This window comes from Pseudomonas sp. G5(2012), from assembly GCF_000408945.1.
In the GTDB taxonomy this organism is placed as follows: domain Bacteria; phylum Pseudomonadota; class Gammaproteobacteria; order Pseudomonadales; family Pseudomonadaceae; genus Aquipseudomonas; species Aquipseudomonas umsongensis.
In genome coordinates, this window is sequence record NZ_APIO01000001.1 from 127,600 (window position 1) to 149,268 (window position 21,669).

Below are 21,669 nucleotides of genomic sequence, written 5' to 3' on the forward strand. Positions count from 1 at the left end.
ATTTGAAGGCGTGGCAGCACTCGCTGGGGGCTCAATTAATCCACCGAATCCTGTGGATGGATGTAATCGTGCAAAGCGAGACGCGGAACAGAAAGCTGTAAACTCAGGCACCAAAGGCCTGTCCTCCTGGGACCGGCTGAGTACTGACAGCGACTGCTCGCTATCCACGGAAGGGGCAACTGGGAAGGGCTTTTTTTACATTTTCAAAGCCAGCGGGAACTTCATACAGTAACTTTATGGCCGCGGCTTACGAGAAATCAGAGCCTGATGCAGGCTGCCGATGAACAAGAGTTTGTCATGTCTTCGGCGCGCGGCCGAGGTCAGACTGCTCCACGCGTTTCGCTTTGCAGTACCGGCTGGCTTGAGCATGACGATAACCTGGTCCTGCGCCCCATGCTGCTCTTTGCGAGAAATCCCCCCGTCGAGGATTTTATCGTCGGCATGGCCACTCAACTAGTGATTCACCTGGTGCGATTCCCGAATGGACTACCTAAAGTATGGTCAGCCTTGGAAGGCTATCTATGAACGTTCCAGGTCCGGGTGTAGATGTCCGTTGCGAGGCACCAGAGTCATTTTTTAATCCCGAACGACAGTTTCAACTCTCTCAGCTCAGCCCTTCGGGTTGGTCAAGAGAACCTCGCCTTTATTACCCCATAGTCAGTTAAGACGCCCCTACCGGACATCCATGACGCTTCTTCCGATATTTACGAGCTCAAAACCCGTTTTTTGCCTTATCGATCTGACTTTGGGGTAAATAGCGATCAAACGACCGAAATTAGTCCAAATGAAGCTTCCTCCCCAAGCGCCCTGATTGGTTGGGATGAATCGGCACAATGGGAGCGGTGGTTGTTAACACAACCTGGTCAGTTCCCCCTCCGACCTCCTGAAGGCGCTCCACGGGGGACGGCAGGGATGCTGGTGAATCGGCGCCCACGTCCTGCTCTACAGATGAAACTGAGCCTCCTGAGAAAAACAGCATGGATAAGCCCCATATCAGGAGCGCCGCGAACATGAGCGAAGGCAGGAATTTTGCCCATGAGTCAAAATTGTCGGCAATGTTACTGAGGCTAGGCTCTGCTGCGAGCGTAATCGCCGGTAAGATCGCGAGTGTTGCTAGGAAGGTCATTCCCCAGTGTTTTCCGCGCATGAGGCATCTCCGAAAAGTGATGCCCCATTCTCCAATCAGCCCCCAATTGCAAGGGCCCCAATTGGGCCTAAGTACAGGGGCAAACCGGGCCCCCTCCCCCAGCCATGATATGTCCGTTAGAAGGGACGTTCGGCCTTGCCTTACCGTTTTACTGAAGCGCCCACGGGAAACTACGCGGAGGCTTTTTCAGGATCACTACTTATAGCCTGGGCGGCGATTGATTCCTTCAGGTTGTCCCTGACATAGGCAACCGCTTCCTGAGCAATTGCTGGCTGTGCCTCCAGCCAGTAGCCAACTGCCGACGGACTTCTCTGAGGGTTGTCCTGACATTGGGAGCCTCGGAGCAGTAACGAGACATCCCCTTGCAGGGAGTACCAACTGTAATTTTGCCGCTCCACATCCACCCAGTAACTGGCGCTGGGCACCTGGAACATCAATTCCAGGACTTTTAACACCACGCCGGCCAATGGGTCTGTCGATGTCTGCAGGTGGCTCATCAACGGCCCTAGGGTACGCAGACGCTCGATGCGAACACGGTTTCCCCAAATGATCAGACCGGGCGTACGACCCTGTAGTTTGGGGAGGTCTACCTTGTGGAAGCCTTTGCCTCGATAGGCCAACCAATCGGTAACCTTCTTTCCGCACGCACCGCACAACGTAGCTCGGGCATAGTTTAAATCGCTGCGCAGATCGCTTTTGTTTCTGTAGTGGAACGTGAACACATCGGTGTGAGCGCAGACGCGTTTGGAAGGAGCGCCATGATGATTCGAGGCCATAGGGTCACCACTGATTACGATATGAACCCAGTGTCACCCAACTTTTTAAAGTGCAAGGGGGGCGCTTCTTGTCGTGAATCAAACGGGATGACGCCACAGCCATTGGCCAAGCGATTCCACTCAAGTCCCCTTGAGACGCCCTCAATGAGACAATTCCTTGGACGAAAAAAAACCCACCGAAGCGGGTTTTTTCTCATTGGTATGGCCTAAAAATCGTAACGTACGCGTCCAAGCACCGTTTGGCCATCGAAGTCAGTTTTCGTTTGGAAGGTGTAGCTTGCACCCACGGTTACCGCACCGATTTTGTAGCTGGCGCCAAGGGTGGCTTCGTAACTGTCACGGACCGGCGAAGCACCCGAGGTGACAAACGGGCTACCGCCCAGGACGAACGCAGAAGTCGAGGATACTTTGTCACCGATGAGGTCGTGCCAAGCCATCACGGTAGCTTCTGGTTCGACACTTCCCATACCCAGCGGGAAGTCACCTGCAACGCGAACCCCTGCACCCACCTCGCCTACTTCAAAGCGCTGGCCACCTACTTGCAAGGCCGCCGATGACCCGTGCTCAGTGAAGCCATCAATCTTCACATTGGTGTAGCGAGCACCAGCACGAGGCTCAAGAACCAGATTGTCTAAGCGGAAGTCATAGCCGCCCATGACGCTTGCACCCAGAAGGTCAGAGTCATAGCTACCCTTAGCCTGAGTGCCCACGACATAGCGCTTGGAATCGTTGTCGTTCTTACCGGCCGTCATGCTCCCGTCAACAAACCAGTTGCCAAGCTCGTAGCTGCCATAAAGGGTGAACGCAGTGCCCTGCACCTCAGTTTTATCGCCGCTGTCGCTGGTCACGTTGGTATTCAGGTAGCTGAAAGCGGTACCGATAGTGATCTGGTCATTGAGCTTGCCATCGGCACCAATCGCAACACCAGCACTGTTGGACTGGAAGCCTTCAACACCACCCCGACTATTCTGGTCCGAGTTATTGGACAGAGCTTGAGCCCAAACACCCGTTTCCTTCAGCACATCGCCCGACGACAGACCGGTGCGCAAGCTGCTCACACGGTTGCTTACTGCCCCGCCCACAATGGTTTGACCTGAGAGCGCAGCCACAGTACTCCCGCCGTTAACCTCTGGGGTCAACTGTTTGGCGATCTTGAGGACTTCATCACGCGTTTGTGCGTTGCTCAACGCTAGGAAAACCGGGTCAGTTGGCTGCAACTGACCGAGGATGGTGTTTTTCATTGCCAGAATCGCGCCAGTGGTGCCATTGAATACGTGGTCGTTGCCATGCGGCTTCCCACCGCCTTGGTCACCATTATCGCCCCCTGGCGTACCACCATCTGAACCATCGTTTCCGCCGGAACCGCTATCGCCGCCGTTGCCACCGTTGTTGCCGTTGCCGTTGCCGCCATTTTCAGCGCCACCATCCGGATCTTCGATATCACCGATTTCATCGTCGGTCTTTGCCTGAACGACTGCTTTAACAGTTGTTCCATCGACGGCAAACTGCTTGACGTTCAACAGATAGGAACTGCTGGACACGGACACGCCGCTATCGGCGATAGAGCCTGCTTTCACCAGCACGTACTCAACGCCTTGTTCTGTAGGTGTGAAGTCAAAAGGCTTGGCCGAAACCTCTACCGTCGAACCCGCGTCAAAGGATGCGGTACCCGAGACGTCAAGATAAGCAGTGTTCGGGTCGGTGGCACTGGAAAGCATCAGATCCATCGCCGATCCATCGGCCAGGTGCAAATCGCCCTTTAAACTGCTTTGAGAAGTCCGCAGGTACAGGCGAGCATTCTTTCCGATGTTCACCGAGTCAGCCTCGATGGACTTTGCAGTGATAATGGAGGACGCATCCTCCAGGACATTCAATTGGCTAAGACCAAGGATGTCACCGGTTACCGATCCGCCCCCCAGGTTCAGGGTCGTGTGATCGCCACCATCAATGGCGGCGATGCTGCCCATAATGGTGCCTCGGCCGGTATTGTTGATTACCAGATCAGATGCGCCGGTGTTGAGGATGCCAACGCCCGAGGAGGCGATGGTAGAAGTGTTTTGAATGACCGCGGTGCCCAAATTGCCGTTGTTGTACCCCTGAATGTTGTCGACATAGATGGCAGTCACACTGCGGTCTGGGACGCCTTGTGCCCCTACAGCATTAATCACACCAGTGTTGGCCAGCGGGCCGAACTTCGAGTTTTCGAGCACAGCGCTCCGGGCACCCGCACCACTTGCGTAAAGGAGTCCAGAGTTGGAAATACCGCCTTTTACATCCGCCCCTGCCAATTGAAGGGCAATGGACTGTTCGCCGCTGACCGAAATCACTCGGCTGTTATTTACTGATCCGCCGACCTGATTTTGGCCGTCATTGACAATCCCCAACCCCACAACGGTGTGACCGCTGCCGTAGATTTCGCTGGTGTTTGCAATGTTGCCGTCGATGTCCGAGTTTTTCACCAGAATCCCGTAAGTGGCCGGTGTCCCTACAGCTAAAACGCGACCGGTTACGTTGACTGTGCCGGCGTTCGACAAGGAGCCGCCGACAGCGCTGCTGTCGATCATCATCCCGACGCTGTTTGGACCGTTGGTTTGAATCTGCCCAGCATTGAGCACATCGCCGTCAACAAGCGCGTGATTCAGCGCGAACGAAACACCTCCGTCGGCAAAAGCCCGCAAAATACCCTGGTTGGTGATGGATTTTGTGTCCGTGCCGTTGACTTCGATTAGGCGCACCGGATCACCATTGATGTCGACAAGGGTCAATCCACCGGTGATGGTCAGGTCTTCAGCTACACTGGAATTCCACACTTTAGGTCCGGCATTGACCTCGTAGCTTTCTGCATTGGCGAAGCCGGCCGAGGTCGCTACGGCGATTGCCAGCAAGGAGAGTGGGAGCGAGATACGATTCATCGTGAGTCCTTGAATGTGCTTTATTTTTTCAGCTGGAATGGTGAGAGCAGATTCAGAATACGGACGCTTCGTAAACTGCAACCCCCCTATGCGACCCACGTTTTAGAACCATCTGACATGCCCTCTTTCGGTGTTTCCTTATCGCCCCTGCGACCAGCCAATCCCCTTATCCCCCCCCTGCTGCCTACATCGATTTCCAGTCCCATGGAAAAAATCTTCAAATCCCCTGAAGCGGGTAAATAACCAAAAAACCCGGCTTAGCCGGGTTGGGTGATCAGTTCGGAGGGCAGGTAAAGGCGAAGGTCCAACCAGTGCCGTCACGACTTGGTCGGCCTCCACAGCGCGAAGAAACTCAACAGTCTTTTCAATGCACCGGGTTTGAGATCAGACTTTGCTGGCACTGGCGCCTGGGTCGCGCGATATGCCGCCAGCAAAGCACTATCTCGACGAAGCATGCGAAGTACAGTTTGATTCGCATCAGGTGTCTTCTGACTCAGTGAATAACCGTAGGTCTCGCTGATGAACTGTGACACGGCGGCGCTTCGCGATCGGCCCGCCTGGCAGTTCACCACAATGTCCAATCCACTAGCAGCCAGCCGGCTGATGGATTCCCGCAGACGATCGGCCTGAGGTATCAGAAAATAGTCGCGGAACAAATGCTCAAACTTGGCCCCGAACATCGCCATTTTTTCCTCGTCAAAATCACCGTCCACAAAATAATGAAATTCAACACTCCGCCAATGGCTGGCCTCCACCAACGCCTGATCGTCCTCACCGTCAGAAATGGACAGCAAATGCGCGGGCCCTGACGGCCGATACCGTTGCGCGTCGATTCGTGACATGAACTGCACTGTGGGCATACGTACTCCTTCAGCATTGTCCTGCGCTTTAAAGCCAGTCATATAAGGATCGCAGGCTGGAGCCACGACTTGGGTTGAGTTCGGCCCTCTCAACAGGTGCCAATTCCAGACTGCCCAGCACAGTCCTTTCTAAAACGCCCATGTGACGCGGAGATATGGACGGGAACTTTAGGTACCTCGAACCCACGCACACCCAGAAATCAAGGCGGGCACGCTTCGCCCCCTGCGTCATATAGACAGAGACCGTAGGAGCGAGGACAAAACCGGGCGTACAGTTCCAGGTGGCCCAACAGCACGGGGCGCCCCTGACTTGCAGTTCGAAGAGCTCATGGGAAATTCGGATAACCCTATTCCGAAGACAGGAGCTGAAGATGAGTACCTCCCCCACACAAAACAAAGAAACCGTGGCCAATGCAGCCTTTCATTTCGAAGGAAGTAACTACGCAGCACTGACTCCAAGCACACCCCAAAAAATCTACAAGCGAATACCCTTCTCCCGCCAACCAACCCTGGGTCGCTACAACTCAACACGTGAGGAGTGGCTAGGTGCATACCGCGAAGCACGACAGCGTGCACGCAAAGCGCAGCTGCCGGACGCCACTCAGAGTGGCATTGAGTGGAAGGCCCAACTCATTGTCACTTATGAGAGGGGTCTCTTCGTCGATCGCTTGAAGTCACCGGTTAGCGATCGGTTGGCTGAAAAGCGACTGATTGATGAAATCGTTGGGGAATAGACCTGCCGTGGAGGGCAGTTGGCGCTAATAGGAGATTTATCGCGTCGATTGCCCGAATTAACCGATCCACAGAGATAGTAAATTTGCTCACCGCAACCATGCCCGATAGGCACTCGTCGGTGAGCGAAGTGCGGAGAACTCCGATCAGGAGTGAGTAAGCCCTTTAAAGGCCTCTTCGCAGCGCTTGTTGAGCAGGTCCAGGAGTACTTCAGCATCGTTCGCGGCGTCAACGCAATCGCGCTCCAGCGCCTTGCCAAGGGCTTCTTTGAGCCAGCTACTGGCAACTGGCGATTTGAGTAACTCACGAATCTCGCAGTCGATATGCGTGCTCATCCTTCCCCCCTTATTAATCGTACGCTTTGGGGTTAGCCCGCGATGGGGCGGTAGGTTGAGCCATCGGGTGAATCCTTACCTATATGTGATATAGGACATTATCACGCATAGAAATAGAAGATGTCTTGCGGATCACCAACCCTGATGAGCCGCTTCGCCTCAAATGGTTGGTCCGGTTATGCCTTGCCAGGCTCCGTTTATATTCAACAGCCAGCGCAAACAAACCGTGAAAGCTGTTGTGGGCTAGGGCAACCTTGAGGCACCGGCAAGGTGTGTACGCCTGGCGAAAAAGACCCGGAGTCGCTAATAGGTGATTTAATTAAATCAAAGTGGTGGAGCAAGCGGATTAATTATTAGAGAACTCCAGCATAAAAGAGGCGCATGATGGAAGCTAATGAAAGATGGCTGAAGATTGTTAGGGCTATAGGATTACTTTCAATAGTTACATCATCTAATGTTCTTGCTGCACCATTAATTCAAAGTTCGCACAGCCATTTATATAAAACTAAAGAGCTAGACACATCAAAATGGCAAATAGGCGCGCCTATTTTCACGCCTATAAATCCAAATATTAAAGATCCTAAACCCAGGCCTTCATTTGCTCCACCTAAAGGAGATCCTCTTAACCCGGAAGTTGAGGTAATAAAAAACGATGTTAAATTCATACCTCCTGTTGGGGACCCCGGTGATCCTGGCTGGGTAGAAGAAATTACAATTCAACGAAATCACGAAAAATTTATATACGATCCAGGTGATCCGTTATATTTTTTTGAGCCGCATTCGATGAGTGAAGAAGAATTTCAGAATTTGTTGAAATGGCAAAAGACGATCGTCGCAAACCTAGCAGAATTGGATGAAGATAATCAGCAGATCAGAGAAGAGGCTGAAGCAAAAGAGAAAGCTGAAAAAAAGTTTTCCGAAGATCGTAAGCGTGAACAAGCAGAAGCTAAATATCGGGAAGATAGGGCAAAAAAGGCTAAGGAAGAAGCGGAGGAAAAGTCCGCAGCTTACGCCAGAGAGCATAAATCGCTTCAGATTCAGCAGGAAACTGATGCAGCTGCAAATGACCGATTAATGCGTGAGTCTGAGATTGCTAAACAACGGGCTCGTGATAGTGATAAGCGCGAAAAAGAACTGGCGAACGAAGCAAAGTTATTGAAAAAGGCAGGAGAATATTCAACGGTGCAGACTGTCAAAAACGAGTCCAAAGAAGTAGCCAGAGCCACCTCAGATCTGGCTAGGCAAAGCAGAGAGCAGAGGCTCGCCGCGTCTGAAGGGCACTCATTAGAGAGGATTCGAGAGGCTGAATCTAGGAGAGACAGAGCAAGTATAGAGGCACAGTTGGCGAAAGATGAATCAATACGTTTAAAAAGAAAGATAGATGAATCAAGAAAAGAAAGAGAGGAATTAAAAAAGAAAATTGCTGAGGCCAATGACAAGGCTATTGCTAATAGTCGCATTGCCTCTTTTTATGATGGGTATATTAAGGTAGAAAAAGCAGCAGAAACTCATCGGAACAGAATTATCGACACCACTGTTCAAGCAAGTAACAAGGCAGGAGGTCACCTGTATATTAATAGTACCTATAGGCTCCCCTTCGCACCGACTAAAAATGGACCGTCTGCCCCTGACAGAGGGGTACAGAACAAAACTCTCTATTCTTCAGGGCATTATGCAGGAGCCGTTGATATAGGGCTTACTAACTACTCTGTGGAATTAGCTCATATTATTATTCAAGAGGCTGTTGATAATCTAGGTGGTGGATATTTTGGATTACTGGAGGAAGTAGTACAAGAGCAAGATGCTAACGGAAAAACAATTTATGCCCAATACAATACATTTTTTCACCCGGGAAGCAAGGGGCCAAGAGTTAGGCAAACAAAGGAAAAATCGACTGCTTCCGGCACACACATGCATATAGCGCCATGTCTTGTAAAAAATAATTGCCCACGTCATTAATACATGCCGAGACAAATTCGTTAGTGGTCACCGCAGCCATAAGTGTTCTTGGCACGCGGCTGGCATGCGCAGTTCCGATCCCTGGAGCGACGTCAGGGGTTTTGCATGCCCAGCGGGTGGCCTGCATACCCGCAGGATGGTTACAAGGCCGCCCGTGAAGAGGCCAAGAAAGCAGGCCTGATTTTCAAGCCGGATTAAGTTGGAAAAGTCTCCCTGCCGCACCTCAAGCTTCGGCTCTCAAAAGCCGGGACCGCGGACGTAAAAGGGGCACAAGCCGACAGAAGGCTTGCATTTCCCATCTTCGTGAGAGCCTTTCTGCAACGCAACTGCAGGAATGCCCTCATGTCTGAACCGCATAATACCCAGCTAACCACCCGCCCCCCTCTCGAGGATTTTGAGCGAGTGGAGAAATTCCAGTCTCTTCAGGCCGGTCAGTACTGGCGCGCAATTGCGGCGATTACGCAAAAGGCAATCGCCCTCGATTCGGTTCTGCTGCTGCAGTCAATCAAGTGGGTCGATAACGCCGCGCACACCATTGTCATGCGGGCGCACCCGTTAAAATTCGGCACTCGCGAGGAAATTGAAATCCCTCAGCCCGATGGCACAGTTCGCAGGACCTATGTGAGCCATGGCACTTATGACTTCTTGCTGAAAGACTTCCTACTCCAGTTCGAGTACGAACCCGACGCCGATAAAATTCGGGCCGAAGAAACCGCCCGCATACACAGCACGATCCAGCAGTTGCAATCAGAACTGATCGAAGCGCAGTCAAACCCGGACATTCTTGCAAGGGTGGTCGAGGATCAGCTGCGAGAAAAATCCGAGGCCCCGAGTGAGTCAGATACAGCAGGCGGGGCCCTGGTGCTCTACGACTACTCAGTACGACAAGAGATGTCTCAGCTGGCAACCGGCAGCATTGCCAATGCCTTGAGCAGCGGCATCACGTCCGAGAAGGTACAGGCAATGAAAGCGGTCGCTGAGCGCGAGTATCAGGTGGCCACCATCCAGTCACAATGGATTCAGGGCAAGACAGCCGATATTACAACCGTGGTCAAAAAGCTCACGCCCTTTTTTGAAGAGAAGGCCGCGGCGTCGCTGGCCAAGACGGAGGACATCCGGTCGTATGTCGCCAAGCTGATCGAGGGCATCGAGTCCCTAGACCTTTACGTCGGAAAGGGCGTCGTGGTGCAAACGATCCGCATCGGCAAGCCGGCCGACCCATCCCAGCCGCTGAGTTTTGCTCAGAAGAAACTGATGATGGACGAAGAGTTGGCCGTTTGGGCAGAGGTCGACGAAGACTTCGATTTCACCAAGGAAGAGCTGTTCTTTGACGCCCTGCGAAATCACGATGATCTGGTCAATCAAATTTTCCCGACTGAGCGTTGCGTCCTGGTGATGGCAACCACGCGCCGCGATCTAGATTACGGTGATCGGTGGACCAATCAAGCCAGAAACGATGTAAACCGCAAGGTCTTCCTGATGGTTCGCAATGGCGAAAATGTTCATCGTGTGTTCAGTCCTGTCGAAAGTCATTTAGGCACCGGTCGGCTCTTCCCGTCCCGGGATGACCAGGACCGGATTTTTCGTGGCGTAGACGGATCACAGATCAAATTTGAGGACGTGGCCTATACGGCTCATCTGTCCAGCCATGCACGCTATGCGTTGCATTACAAACGATTCTTGCTGCTGATGTGCGGCCTAGACCACCGGGAGAAATTGTTCGGTGAGTTTTACCCAGGGCCGGAATCGCTGCACTTTGTCACCTTGGACTTCCAGGAGAAATTCTGCCGCTTCATTCATGATGATGATGGGGACGGCCTGATCGAGTCCACGCCTCGCCAGCCGGTTGCAGAATGGATCAAGGATAAAAACGCTTACCTCTGCTCGGGTAGCAGGGTCCTGTGTCTGTGGCATGAACTCATGAATCCGGACACGGCACCTGGCGCCTGTAAGGAGCGGCCTGGAGACTATTTTGATCGTGTTTTCAGCCCCTCAAACCCGATCGACTTGAAAATTGCGGCCAGAATCGCCGACTCGCTTTGCGTGAAAGTTGAAGTCAGCGGTGGCTACGGCTCTAGAGCCCGTACGTTTGCCTGCAATGTGAATCTAACCTCCTTTGAACATCGCACCTGGTCATCGGGCAACCTGGCCTTCCTGTGCCTTGATACAGTGGAGCCTGAAGAGCTGCATTGGTACATCCACAACCGGGAAGCTCGGAGCAACCACATCCAATTCATTCGCTTCTTCAAGCTAGCGCTCGCGCACCTCGAACAAGAGCGAGCAAGTGAGCAGGATGCCCGTAATCGGATGCGACAGGCTCTTTCGGATGGGGCCATTGCCCACGGCGAAGAAGCGCGAGGAATAATTAGTCAAACCGTGATTGCATGGCGTGCAGCAAACCGTGGCAAGCCACTCCCGCAGTTTGTGGATGGCAAGGCCCCAGCAGCGTGGAAAGGTCTCCTTGACCAGATGTACGCACTGGCCGGGAACGGTAAACGCCAAGCCCAGGAGATTGAAGCCTTCGTTCGACAGTCGGGCTACCAGCCGCTAAGGATTGCCCTGACAGGCAACAGCAAATTCGTCGTCTACGCCGCGCCAAAAGAAAACGAGCTTGATAATCGACTCGAGCCCCATGCGTGGGTGAATCGCCTGGTTGTCGAGCATAGCAAGGGCAAACTTGTAGAGAAGAGCCGGCGCTGGGTCATCCTGCGCCACATTGATGCCGCCGAGACGTCCCTTAAGGAATGGAGCGAGATCAAGGAATGGTTGCGAACCTCTGTATTTGAATCATACGAATTCAAACAAGAGGTTTTGGATGAGGTCGCTGGCCACGCCGGCAAGATCAAGAACCTTCTTAGGGGGCAAGATTCGGCATCACACCGGGAGCTGCTCGAGGATTGGTTCGACCTTCGCAGCGAGATGAGTGAAGAGTCCAACACCGTTGCCAGCCCCAACCTGGTGATACCGGTAGGCGCCTACTTCTATCCCAGCACCAGGAGCGTTAACTACATCGGCGCTCGTATTTCAAACCCGTATGGGTGGCTGTACCACAATGCCCCGGATGACAAAATCCGAGATGAAATGCGCCGTCGATTCATTCGAGCATTCGACGACAAGGAATATGCGACCTCGCATCACGACCAGCTAACAGCCACCAAATCCCCATGGACCCTCGCGCAATTATCAGCGGAGCATCGACATGAAGGCATGAAACCTCTATCCGGGGCCTATATGAGACCTATGGGCAGTGGCTCTCATCCTGATCCGCGCCTGGCGACGGCGTACGCGAACTGGATGCGCCGAGATGGCAGAGGTTCTCAGGTTTGGTTTGCAGATGGTTGCCTCGATGAAAACGGGACACTTCAGCTGGATTCCTTGCTTGGCGTGTCACTGCCTGCTGACTACGATCCGCGCGATGTGCTTGAAGTGCATGCGTCAACAGCCGATGGCAAGGAAGTCCCTTTCGGCAGGTGGTTGGAAATCATTCCTGCAGGTTCTGATTACACGGCAATCAACCGCAATGTTGCAGGGGCAAGTGGTTACTCTTTCACCACCGCCCACTGCGCCTCCCCCGCCGAAGCGCGGGAGTTGGTGCAAAGTAAGGCCAGGGCTGAGGGTGTTGAAGTCAAACCTGCAGAATTGATCGAGGGAGCTCCTCTACCTGCCGAAGGATGTGAGCGCTGGATCATTCTTCAGTGATCAAAGGGAAACGCCCCAACTATCGCCAGATGAGTGTTTTAAAGCCATCATCCTGGTAATGGCTATGACGATTATCTGAATGCGCTACTGGATCATCGAATCAAGGACAATGTATGAGCAAACAAAAGCCTCCAAGCATTTCGTACCGCATCACGACTGAGCAGGTACTGGACCTGATGAGATATTACAGTGGCGCTGATCTAGGCTCAGCAAAGCAAGCTCACCAGCACTGCGACTCAGCTTGAAAAGCTGGCCCAGGCGGATCGTGGACTCGGGGAATTGCTTGAGCTCGCCGAGCGCGATGTTCTCAAGCAAGCAGCGGTACTGATCAAAGAATTGAACGTTCGGGTCGAGCGCGCGAAGGAAATCAAAGTTCGAGAAGAAAAACGCCGGGCGAAAGAACGGGATGAATATTCCAAGGCCGTCAATCAGGCCCTGTATGACCGGTTTCCGCCGGTAACTGAAGATTCGCCCGACAAACCCGAACGGCTTCTAGCCATCGTTGAATTGCACCTGGGCCTGTTTGAGTGCAATTTCCTTGAGGATTACTGGGATGGCGGTAAGTCCTCCCACTTCGGCCGGGACTTTGACCGCTGGGAAAAGCGTCAGGAAACCCTGACCTACATAGCCAATGTGTCCTCGCAAAACCTTCGGTCTGACCTGAACGATCGCCTGGAATATTTGGAACGTGCTGGAGAGCGTGGTGATAAATCACTCACGGCTACCCAAGCTCTCCAAGATGTTCTCGAGGCAGCCGATCAGAAACGGGATGTTGTGCGGTTGAAAAATCCTGCGCTGTTCGAGTACATCGAGCGGCTTTTAGCTAGTGAGAAAGCCAGCAACGTCCAGCGTTTACCCTTACGTAGCAAGCGCGACGGCAGAGGCATCTAAAACAACAATCCATAGATGACCAGGGTCGGCAAAGATCTATCGATCACGTACAAATGCAAACCTCGCCTGCGGGCTGTGGCCACAGGCGCGGTTTGTGTGAGAGTTACCGTTGAAGCCCGTCTTTCCAGCCCGGGTGCTTCAGGGTAGTTTCAAAAACACGGGCAACAGCATCGGCATTGCCGGCTTTTAGATATTCCAACTCCACAGTGCAGATTCCTGACTCTGTGTTTATCACTACCGACTCGACCTTTGGATGATCATTTCGGCCCCAGGCGGAGTCTTCGTATTCATACCCCAACTGCGGGGGAATATCTGATTCAAATTCTTTGGAAACAATTTTCGAGACGAGACCTGTTTCAGGAGACGAAAAGGAGATACGTCGAATGAGCGTAAACTTCATGAATAAGCCTTTTTTGAGATGAGCAGATCGCGTCTGCAGATTACGATCCCGTATAGCGGGTGTCCACAGGCGCAGCGCGTCAATCCTGCCACCTACAAGCCCCCCCCTACGCCAGGTCATGCGATTGCGCTTCGATCTGTCGCCACAAATCGCTTTCGATGAACTCCGCATACCGCTCGGCCGACTCCGCACAGCCGTTTCGACCAACTATGAAAGGCCTATCGTTCTCGTCGTAGACCACCCCGGCTGCCTCACGTAGTTCAACCCAGTAACCCTAGTCGTCCCAATCACTGGTCCATGTCCCCGGGCTTGGGTCAGCATTAATCAGATCGGTGACTTCGCACTGAAGCACAAAGCCTTTAAAGCGACTTCATACACAGTGGCCACCTTGTATTCATTGGAGTGCCGCCGCGATCACGGTGCGTCATGGGCATCCGTTTCAAGGCTGATTTCAGATGCCGGCTTGTCCTCCCGCAGCCCAAGAAAAACAGCGTGGCGCACCCTTCCGGCAGGGGTAATCTCGGTGTATTTCACCTCACAAACGAGTTGGGGTTGTACCCAAACGGCGGAGAGACCCTTGGCTAATTTTGGAGGTAGCGGAAGTGACGCGTCAGCTTGTTCCAACGCCATCAACGCGACACGCAGGTGTTTGAGCGTGCGGCTGTCAAAACCGGAGCGCACGCGACCGGCATAAACCAGTTGGCCGTCGTCATTGTGTAAACCGATCAGCAGCGAGCCGATGCCAGCGGCAGCGCGAGTGTACCCAAGGATGATGAATTCTTGGCGTGGCGAGCATTTGACCTTGACCCAGTTGCCGTTACGCTCGGAGGCATAGGGGCTGCCGGCTCTCTTGCAGACGATGCCTTCCATCTCTAATGCACAGACATTGTGCAGAAGGTCCCGGGGATCGACATCCAGTGTGTCGGATAAACGCACATGAAGCAGCTCCACCCGGTTAAGGAGCTTGCTCAGTCGCGATAGACGTTGCTCGATCGGCAGAGAGCGCAAATCGCGGCCGTTTTCGAACAATAAATCGAACGCAAAAAGGCACAAGGCATCCGTTTTGCCACTACTGAATGCAGACTGCAACGACGAAAACAGCGGCCGACCATCCTCGTCCTGCACGACGACCTCCCCATCGATCCATGCTGACCGCACCGGTAGCATGAGCAACTCGTTGGCGAGCACCGGCATGCGTTTCGTCCAGTCATAGCCATTTTTGGTGAACAGGGTAACGGTTCCCCGGTCGATTCGCGCCATCAGCCTATATCCGTCGAACTTTAATTGATGCAGCCAGCCGTCGCCGTCTGGCGGGCGGCTGGCCATGGTCAGCAATTGCGGCTTGATCCGCTCAGGGCACGGCAAGACAACTTTCGACGAAGCCATGACACCAAACTCGTAGGCAAGGTCATTAGTCTGTGGATTCGTCAGAGCGCCAAAAGGTCATTGTAAATTCGACGCTGCTAGCAGATTGCTTTGGCGCGCAAAGCCATTTCAGGTCACCAATGTACGGCCCACCCCAAAACACGAGCAAAAAAAAACCCGGACAATGCCGGGCCTTTCTTTTTTTCCCATTCAGGTGCAACGAATGGAGCATTACACCTCATGAGCACAGTTGCCTATAAGTGAAGAAATGGTGTTAGGCCAACTAGAAACCCCATTACCCCAAGAATGCCACCCATCACGCCAAGTCGAGTCGAGAGCCGAATCCCAAGATCAGGATGGTTCCAAAACCACTGGTAGACCTCAAAGCTCGACGCCCGCCTGATTTCCAGGTCTACGTCAGTTTTGAATCTGACACCGAGAACATCGACAGCATCGTAATCCAGAGCAACAGCTCGCTTGGTAATCGAGATGCCACCTGGTGTACCCATCGCATACCGAAGAACCCGTGAGCCATTTTGTGAATTACAGATAACCACCGCTTCCCGCCGGAAAAACCTTTCACGGTCCAACCGCTTGGAATCGATGTTGCTGTTGTGCAGGCGGACGATGGAATGTTGCAGACCACAGTCCTCGGGTAGAAGCTGAACGACCGTTTCCACCTTCATAGTCACACCAACCTTCCGGATAGACCGGAAATAGCGTGGTGCGCCAGGATGACCGTGGGGGTGAAGCGGTAGTGAAACCAAACTACCTCACCGGTTGTTGCCTCGAAAATCCACCCTCCTGCCGACTCACGGTGTGACCGCGCAGCCTCAATGGTTTCAAAGCCGGAAAAAGTTGGTTCTAGTGACATAGTGTGTACCTCCAAATTAGCTTGGCAGGCACACCCACCCTACCGGGAGAGTGTGCCCGGTAGGCGAAGAACCCGGACAAGGTTGCCCGGCGTTTGAGATGAGAAGCAGGCCCTAACCGGACCAAGTATTCCCAAGGGAGCGAAGTGCTGGCAGAAGGGCCAGCTACCCAATTGGTTGCAGATCATTCTGCAGGCCAAAATCAGAATCTAAGGTAGCTTTGGGTCCAGTCAAAAACAAGCGTACAAAGCGAGCAAGGGCTCATATGAGTCAGGGGCCCACAGAACGAGGCCTACGTTACCAGCAACAAAGCCAGCGGAGCCGCCGGCTATTTTTGGCCCTTGCGCCAGTCGTTGAGCTGGGGCCTTAACAATGATTTAGTGGCCACCGAACGCTTACTCGTCGTCATCAAAGTTGTAACTTCCCGGCGCCAGGTTCTCGAATCGGGTGTATTTACCGATGAAGGCCAGGCGGATAAAACCGATCGGCCCGTTCCGCTGCTTGCCGATGATGATCTCGGCAATGCCTTTGTGCTCGGTCTCCGGGTGATACACCTCGTCGCGATACACGAACATGATCACGTCGGCGTCCTGCTCGATCGCTCCGGATTCCCGCAAGTCGGAGTTCACCGGGCGCTTGTTCGGGCGTTGCTCCAGGGAGCGGTTGAGCTGTGAGAGCGCCACCACCGGGCAGTTGAATTCCTTGGCCAGGGCTTTCAGGGACCGGGAGATCTCGGAAATCTCGTTGGTCCGGTTGTCACCGCTGGAGCCCGGGATCTGCATGAGTTGCAGGTAGTCGATCATGATCAGGCCGACTTCGCCATGCTCACGCACCAGGCGCCGGGTGCGCGCACGCATTTCCGACGGGCTGATGCCGGCGGTATCGTCGATGAACAGCTTGCGGTCGTTGAGCAGGTTGACCGCCGAGGTCAGGCGTGGCCAATCGTCATCTTCCAACTGACCGGAACGCACCTTGGTCTGGTCGATACGGCCGAGGGACGACAACATACGCATGATCAGCGATTCGCCGGGCATCTCCAGCGAGTAAACCAGAACCGCCTTCTCGCTGCGCAACACGGCGTTTTCCACCAGGTTCATGGCAAAGGTGGTCTTACCCATGGACGGACGGCCGGCGACGATGATCAAGTCGGCGGGCTGCAGGCCGCTGGTCTTCTCGTCGAGGTCGGTATATCCGGTGGACAGGCCGGTGATGGCGTTGTCGGTGTTGAACAGGGTGTCGATGCGGTCGATGGCCTTGGTCAGCAGGTCATTCACACCCACCGGGCCGCCGGTTTTAGGCCGGGCCTCGGCGATCTGGAAGATCTGTCGTTCGGCTTCGTCGAGAATCTCGGCGGCGGTACGGCCTTCCGGATTGAAGGCGCTGTCGGCGATCTCGGTGCTGATGCCGATCAGCTGGCGCAGGGTCGCCCGCTCACGAACGATTTGCGCATAGGCCTTGATGTTGGCGACGGACGGCGTGTTTTTCGCCAGCTCGCCCAGGTAACCCAGGCCGCCGACTTGCGAGGTCTGACCTTCCTTGTCCAGTTGCTCGGACAGGGTCACGACGTCGATTGGCATGTTCTGATCGGCCAGCTTGGCGATCGCACGGAATATCAGACGGTGGTCATGTCGATAGAAATCGCCGTCGGAGACTTGATCGAGCACGCGTTCCCAGGCGTTGTTGTCCAGCATCAGACCACCGAGTACAGCCTGTTCGGCTTCAATAGAGTGCGGTGGGACCTTGAGAGCTGCAGTTTGTAGATCGTATTGCTCAGGAGCGGACATATCGTTCATGGGCTCGCTTTATCTTCATCTGGTGAAATAAAAACCCGTTACCTGCAGCCCCAGCCTAATTTTTACAGGGCCCGGCTGTTTTTGACTGCACGCAATTGACCCCAGACCGAGCCTACGAGTCAATCAGCGAATTAGGTGGGTTGCATCCTAACGCACCCGCGCGGCCGGCGACGACATTGGACGCTTAGCCATTGGCACAGAAACCGGAATTGTTTCACACTTCCAAATTCCGCAAGCTCCCCTCCCATCGGGCCAGTCAATTTCCGTTGGGGGTCGGCCTTAACGTCGTGTTGTCGATGCTGCATGACCGCGTGTACCATCGAGTCTCCTTTACAGCCACAGGCTGTCCCCTCGGGGCAGGTCAAGCTGGACCTGGGTTCGCCGAAAAAAGCACATCATTCCACCCACCGGGGTTTCATGCCCCTGTCGGGACATGGAACCTCAACAACGTATGAGGTCTCCATGGAAATTTTCCTTTGGTTTATCGCAATGATCTGCGGCTCTTACCAGTACGAGCCGACATTCCTTATGCTGGTCGCTTTTGTGTGCCTGGCCACCGCCTTTGTATTGATCCACCTCTGGTGGCGCCGTACAAAACGGTCCAAAGCCACCCCATGAGAACCCGGATTTGTGCCGGGTACTCATGAGGCGAAGAAGTCTCGCAGTGGTCCCGTCGGGAAAAACTACTTCGATGTGATGATTATCAACGCGTAAAGCTCAGTTGCGTGGGCTTATTCTGTAAAACTCAACCGCCAGTGGGGCAATGTCCCCACGGGGCATCGCCTCACTCCCCCCTGTAGGAGCGAGAAATGCAAGATCCCATTATTGTGTGCGGCCAAACCATTGGCGTAGATTCGTATCTCGGCACATCTGAACAAGCAGAAATCGTGACTCACGCATTGATCAGCTTTGGCCACGTCCTCAAGGACGGGTCAGCTCAGGTCAAACGCGTAAGTTTTGAAGGCTTCGCTGATCGAATCGAGCAATGCTACTCCCTCACCCCGCGTACTACTGAGGTGGTTAGGACTTTGCGCTCGGTTCAGCGGCTTCAGCTCAACTAGATCGTCCACAACAAAAAACCGGCGCATATGCCGGTTTTTTTTTGGCCACTCAACAGGTCGGCCGCTAGTCCGCCTTTTCGAGCGACTACTTCTTGCGTGGCTTGCGCCGTGCCTTCTTGTAGTTGTCGACGGTGGCCACTTCGGGGACATGGACGCGCCCAACCCGCGGCGATACTCGTGGGGGTTTGCGCCCCATCTCAAGCTCATTGAATTCGTGAGTTCCCGCCTTCAGATTTTCAAACCGGCTGTATTTGCCGACAAAGGCTAGCCTGCAGAACCCGGTAGCACCTTCACGTTGCTTACCAATGATGATCTCGGCAGTGCCCTTGAACTTCGAGTCGGGGTTATACACCTCATCGCGGTATACGAACATGATGACATCCGCGTCCTGTTCGATGGCTCCCGACTCGCGCAGGTCTGAGTTGAGTGGGCGCTTATCCGGCCGCGACTCAAGGCTGCGGTTTAGTTGTGACAGTGCAACCACCGGGCATCCGAACTCTTTCGCGAGCGCCTTGAGGGATCGAGAGATTTCGGAAATCTCGTTGGTCCGATTTTTCCCACTTGAACCAGGAATCCTCATCAGCTGCAGGTAGTCGACCATGATCAGGCCGATCTCGCCATGCGCCCTGAAGATCCGTCGTGTTTCGGCCCGCATCGCCGATGGGCTTACCCCTGAGGAATCGTCGATGAAGAAGCGGTTCGGTTGGTTGAGCAAGTCAGCTGCCTTAACCAGCTTCGGCCAATCTGTATCCTGCAGTTGACCGTTGTTAACCTTGGTCAGGTCTATTTCGCCAATCGAGGCAATCATCCGGTTGATCAAGGAGATACCGGGCATCTCAAGGGAGTAGACGATGACCACCTTGTCGGTCTTGAGCACTGCATTTTCAACGATGTTCATCGCGAAGGTTGTTTTGCCCATTGAGGGCCGACCCGCAACAATGACCAGATCAGCGGGCTGCAGAGAGTCGACAATTTTGTCCAGGTCATCGAACCCGGTTCGCAACCCGGCAACTTGGCCTTTCGATCGGGATTCAATCTTTTCCCGGCCCTTGACCAGGAGCTCGTTGACCCCAACAGGGCCGCCCTCCTTCGGCTGCTTTCCAGAGACTAGAAGAATCTTTCGCTCGGCCTCTTCAATGAGGTCTGAGGCTGACCTACCCTCTGGATGCAGAGCGTGAGTTTGGATGTCCTCGCATGTGGCGATGATTTCCCGCAGTTTTGCTCGCTCCCTGATGACGCTCGCATAGGACTTTGCATTTGCGTCGGACCAAGTGTTCTTGGCCAGCTCGGTGATGTAATCGAGGTCAGGTGAGCCTTCATCCAAGCCTTCCAAGGACAACCGGTCTCGCACCGTAACCATGTCGAACGGATGCCCACGTTCGGCCAGCAGGCTGATCACCCGAAAAATATGACGGTGATCGCTGAAGTAGAAATCACCTTCGCACACCACGTCAGAAAGCTGTTCCCAAACCAAATTCTCACGCAGCAATCCGCCCAGAACAGCCTGCTCCGCTTCCAGAGAATATGGGGCCTTCCGCAGCGCTTCGCTGTGCGAATCATCCGGCAATGTGATGAGTGGATTGTTCAAGGGCACCTGCATGGGTCTTGAGGCAGGGTACCCGGCCTCAGTTCTCAACCTCCGATTACCACCGAAAGCTGCTCGCGATTTTGCCACAGTTGAGCGAACCGCAAGCATTTTGACGGATGCCGATTGCTGATCCACCGACTGCCGGGGGCTGGTCCTCGCATATTACTTAAGGATCCCTTCTGTGGATTGGGTCTGGGTTTAGGGGCCGATCTGGGCCTAATCAGCAGTTCCTTGGGGCATCCTCACCCCAAATATCAGAACCCGAATGAGGAAAGTTATGACTCAACCTATTGAGGTGCTCGACAAGCTGGTCCACGAGATGCTCCGCGAACAACGGAGCCGGCGCCGTTTCAAGTACGTGATGTGGATAGGCACACTGGCCATCATCTCAGCAACGCTGGCGGTCGAACACTTCAGCGCCGACGGCGCTGACGCCAAGGAAATCACGGCACGCATCGATGTAAACGGCCCTATCGCCGAGGGCGAAGCAGCTAGCGCGGAAGTACTGAAGAAAAGCATTGGCCAGGCCTTCGCCGACGCTCGCACCAAGGCTGTAGTGCTGAAGATCAACAGCCCTGGTGGCAGCCCGGTTCAGGCCGGCTATGTGTACGACGAGATCAAGCGTCAACGCGGCTTGCACTCCAATATCAAGGTCTATGCAGTGATAACGGATCTGGGTGCATCAGGCGCTTACTACATCGCCAGCGCCGCCGACGAGATCTACGCGGACAAGGCGAGCCTGGTCGGTTCCATCGGCGTCACCGCAGCAAGCTTTGGCTACGTCGGTGTGATGGAAAAATTGGGAGTCGAACGCCGGGCTTACACAGCTGGCGAGCACAAGGCGTTTCTGGACCCGTTTCAGCCCAGGAACGCCGAAGAAACCGCATTCTGGGGCGAAGTCCTGAGGACCACCCACAATCAATTTATCGACGCGGTCAAGGCCGGCCGCGGCGACAGACTGAGGTCAGCTGACCATCCGGAACTCTTTTCAGGGCTCATCTGGTCCGGCCAACAGGCACAGCAGCTTGGCCTGATCGATCAGCTGGGGGATGTGGACTATGTTGCCCGCGAAGTCGTAGGCGCAAGCAAGATTGTGGACTTCTCGATCAAGGACAACCCCTTCGATCGATTCGCCAAGCGGATCGGTACGTCGGTGGCTCAAGAACTATCTATGACTCTCGGTTTCTCTGGACAAAGTCTTCGCTAACAACCATTGACCCGGCTCAGCGCCGGGTCCCTTACGCCAAAAGCTGCTCGCTCCCCCCAAACCTACTCTTCC

The 21,669-nt window shown here is 54.1% G+C and carries 15 protein-coding genes; 6 read left to right on the forward strand and 9 right to left on the reverse strand.

The features are described from left to right. Positions 1-1,317: 1,317 nt before the first annotated feature. The 3 genes from PG5_RS00635 to PG5_RS00645 all read right to left on the reverse strand — a co-directional run bounded on the left by PG5_RS00635 (position 1,318) and on the right by PG5_RS00645 (position 5,695). Positions 1,318-1,923, reverse strand: coding sequence for a hypothetical protein (locus PG5_RS00635; protein ID WP_042955088.1), 606 nt, complete (start codon positions 1,921-1,923; stop codon positions 1,318-1,320). A gap of 206 nt (positions 1,924-2,129) precedes the next feature. Continuing rightward, positions 2,130-4,835 carry an autotransporter outer membrane beta-barrel domain-containing protein gene (locus PG5_RS32875; RefSeq protein ID WP_020795152.1) on the reverse strand — a complete coding sequence of 902 codons (2,706 nt, stop codon included), beginning with the start codon at positions 4,833-4,835 and terminating at the stop codon, positions 2,130-2,132. Positions 4,836-5,152: 317 nt separating this feature from the next. After that, positions 5,153-5,695, reverse strand: coding sequence for a hypothetical protein (locus PG5_RS00645; RefSeq protein WP_020795153.1), 543 nt, complete (start codon positions 5,693-5,695; stop codon positions 5,153-5,155). 371 nt (positions 5,696-6,066) lie between these two features. On the opposite strand from PG5_RS00645, the gene PG5_RS00650 reads away from it, so the two are divergent. Beyond that, positions 6,067-6,429, forward strand: coding sequence for a hypothetical protein (locus PG5_RS00650; protein ID WP_256227769.1), 363 nt, complete (start codon positions 6,067-6,069; stop codon positions 6,427-6,429). Positions 6,430-6,573: 144 nt separating this feature from the next. On the opposite strand, the gene PG5_RS00655 is transcribed toward PG5_RS00650, so the two are convergent. Next, entirely contained in the window at positions 6,574-6,762 is a 189-nt protein-coding gene (locus tag PG5_RS00655) for a hypothetical protein (protein WP_020795154.1), read from the reverse strand. Positions 6,763-7,146: 384 nt separating this feature from the next. Between PG5_RS00655 and PG5_RS00660 the strand changes: the two genes are divergently transcribed. The 3 genes from PG5_RS00660 to PG5_RS00670 all read left to right on the forward strand — a co-directional run bounded on the left by PG5_RS00660 (position 7,147) and on the right by PG5_RS00670 (position 13,311). Then, on the forward strand, positions 7,147-8,721 hold the full coding sequence (locus tag PG5_RS00660; protein WP_155943683.1) for a hypothetical protein: 1,575 nt from the start codon (positions 7,147-7,149) through the stop codon (positions 8,719-8,721). 342 nt (positions 8,722-9,063) lie between these two features. Then, positions 9,064-12,420 carry a hypothetical protein gene (locus tag PG5_RS00665; protein ID WP_042955091.1) on the forward strand — a complete coding sequence of 1,119 codons (3,357 nt, stop codon included), beginning with the start codon at positions 9,064-9,066 and terminating at the stop codon, positions 12,418-12,420. A 279-nt stretch (positions 12,421-12,699) separates the two neighbouring features. After that, on the forward strand, positions 12,700-13,311 hold the full coding sequence (locus PG5_RS00670; protein WP_020795158.1) for a hypothetical protein: 612 nt from the start codon (positions 12,700-12,702) through the stop codon (positions 13,309-13,311). A gap of 103 nt (positions 13,312-13,414) precedes the next feature. Here the strand turns inward: PG5_RS00670 and PG5_RS00675 are convergent, their stop codons facing one another. The 4 genes from PG5_RS00675 to dnaB (PG5_RS00690) all read right to left on the reverse strand — a co-directional run bounded on the left by PG5_RS00675 (position 13,415) and on the right by dnaB (PG5_RS00690) (position 17,741). Beyond that, complete coding sequence (locus tag PG5_RS00675) at positions 13,415-13,711, reverse strand: hypothetical protein (protein WP_020795159.1); 297 nt, start codon at positions 13,709-13,711, stop codon at positions 13,415-13,417. Positions 13,712-14,125: 414 nt separating this feature from the next. Then, positions 14,126-15,097 (reverse strand): non-homologous end-joining DNA ligase, encoded by a 972-nt coding sequence (gene ligD / locus PG5_RS00680; RefSeq protein ID WP_020795161.1) that lies wholly within the window; start codon positions 15,095-15,097, stop codon positions 14,126-14,128. Between the two features lie 233 nt (positions 15,098-15,330). Next, the gene (locus PG5_RS00685) at positions 15,331-15,762 is read right to left on the reverse strand and encodes a hypothetical protein (RefSeq protein ID WP_042955094.1); all 432 of its coding nucleotides are present in this window, start codon (positions 15,760-15,762) and stop codon (positions 15,331-15,333) included. A gap of 581 nt (positions 15,763-16,343) precedes the next feature. Then, positions 16,344-17,741 carry a replicative DNA helicase gene (gene dnaB, locus PG5_RS00690; RefSeq protein WP_042955095.1) on the reverse strand — a complete coding sequence of 466 codons (1,398 nt, stop codon included), beginning with the start codon at positions 17,739-17,741 and terminating at the stop codon, positions 16,344-16,346. Between the two features lie 809 nt (positions 17,742-18,550). Here dnaB (PG5_RS00690) and PG5_RS00700 point away from each other — a divergent pair. After that, positions 18,551-18,802, forward strand: a complete 252-nt coding sequence (locus tag PG5_RS00700) for a hypothetical protein (RefSeq protein ID WP_042955098.1) — start codon at positions 18,551-18,553, stop codon at positions 18,800-18,802. 85 nt (positions 18,803-18,887) lie between these two features. Here PG5_RS00700 and dnaB (PG5_RS00705) read toward each other — a convergent pair whose 3' ends face one another. Then, positions 18,888-20,402 carry a replicative DNA helicase gene (dnaB, locus tag PG5_RS00705; RefSeq protein ID WP_020795164.1) on the reverse strand — a complete coding sequence of 505 codons (1,515 nt, stop codon included), beginning with the start codon at positions 20,400-20,402 and terminating at the stop codon, positions 18,888-18,890. Positions 20,403-20,667: 265 nt separating this feature from the next. On the opposite strand from dnaB (PG5_RS00705), the gene PG5_RS00710 reads away from it, so the two are divergent. Further along, on the forward strand, positions 20,668-21,597 hold the full coding sequence (locus tag PG5_RS00710) for a S49 family peptidase (RefSeq protein ID WP_020795165.1): 930 nt from the start codon (positions 20,668-20,670) through the stop codon (positions 21,595-21,597). Positions 21,598-21,669 lie beyond the last annotated feature (72 nt).

What these genes read in the sequence shown, in the direction of transcription:
- PG5_RS00635 (WP_042955088.1), bottom strand. Translation starts at nt 1,923, where the DNA reads ATGGCCTCGAATCATCATGGCGCTCCTTCCAAACGCGTCTGCGCTCAC.
- PG5_RS32875 (WP_020795152.1), bottom strand. Translation starts at nt 4,835, where the DNA reads ATGAATCGTATCTCGCTCCCACTCTCCTTGCTGGCAATCGCCGTAGCG.
- PG5_RS00645 (WP_020795153.1), bottom strand. Translation starts at nt 5,695, where the DNA reads ATGCCCACAGTGCAGTTCATGTCACGAATCGACGCGCAACGGTATCGG.
- PG5_RS00650 (WP_256227769.1), top strand. Translation starts at nt 6,067, where the DNA reads ATGAGTACCTCCCCCACACAAAACAAAGAAACCGTGGCCAATGCAGCC.
- PG5_RS00655 (WP_020795154.1), bottom strand. Translation starts at nt 6,762, where the DNA reads ATGAGCACGCATATCGACTGCGAGATTCGTGAGTTACTCAAATCGCCA.
- PG5_RS00660 (WP_155943683.1), top strand. Translation starts at nt 7,147, where the DNA reads ATGGAAGCTAATGAAAGATGGCTGAAGATTGTTAGGGCTATAGGATTA.
- PG5_RS00665 (WP_042955091.1), top strand. Translation starts at nt 9,064, where the DNA reads ATGTCTGAACCGCATAATACCCAGCTAACCACCCGCCCCCCTCTCGAG.
- PG5_RS00675 (WP_020795159.1), bottom strand. Translation starts at nt 13,711, where the DNA reads ATGAAGTTTACGCTCATTCGACGTATCTCCTTTTCGTCTCCTGAAACA.
- ligD (WP_020795161.1), bottom strand. Translation starts at nt 15,097, where the DNA reads ATGGCTTCGTCGAAAGTTGTCTTGCCGTGCCCTGAGCGGATCAAGCCG.
- PG5_RS00685 (WP_042955094.1), bottom strand. Translation starts at nt 15,762, where the DNA reads ATGAAGGTGGAAACGGTCGTTCAGCTTCTACCCGAGGACTGTGGTCTG.
- dnaB (WP_042955095.1), bottom strand. Translation starts at nt 17,741, where the DNA reads ATGAACGATATGTCCGCTCCTGAGCAATACGATCTACAAACTGCAGCT.
- PG5_RS00700 (WP_042955098.1), top strand. Translation starts at nt 18,551, where the DNA reads ATGCAAGATCCCATTATTGTGTGCGGCCAAACCATTGGCGTAGATTCG.
- dnaB (WP_020795164.1), bottom strand. Translation starts at nt 20,402, where the DNA reads ATGCAGGTGCCCTTGAACAATCCACTCATCACATTGCCGGATGATTCG.
- PG5_RS00710 (WP_020795165.1), top strand. Translation starts at nt 20,668, where the DNA reads ATGACTCAACCTATTGAGGTGCTCGACAAGCTGGTCCACGAGATGCTC.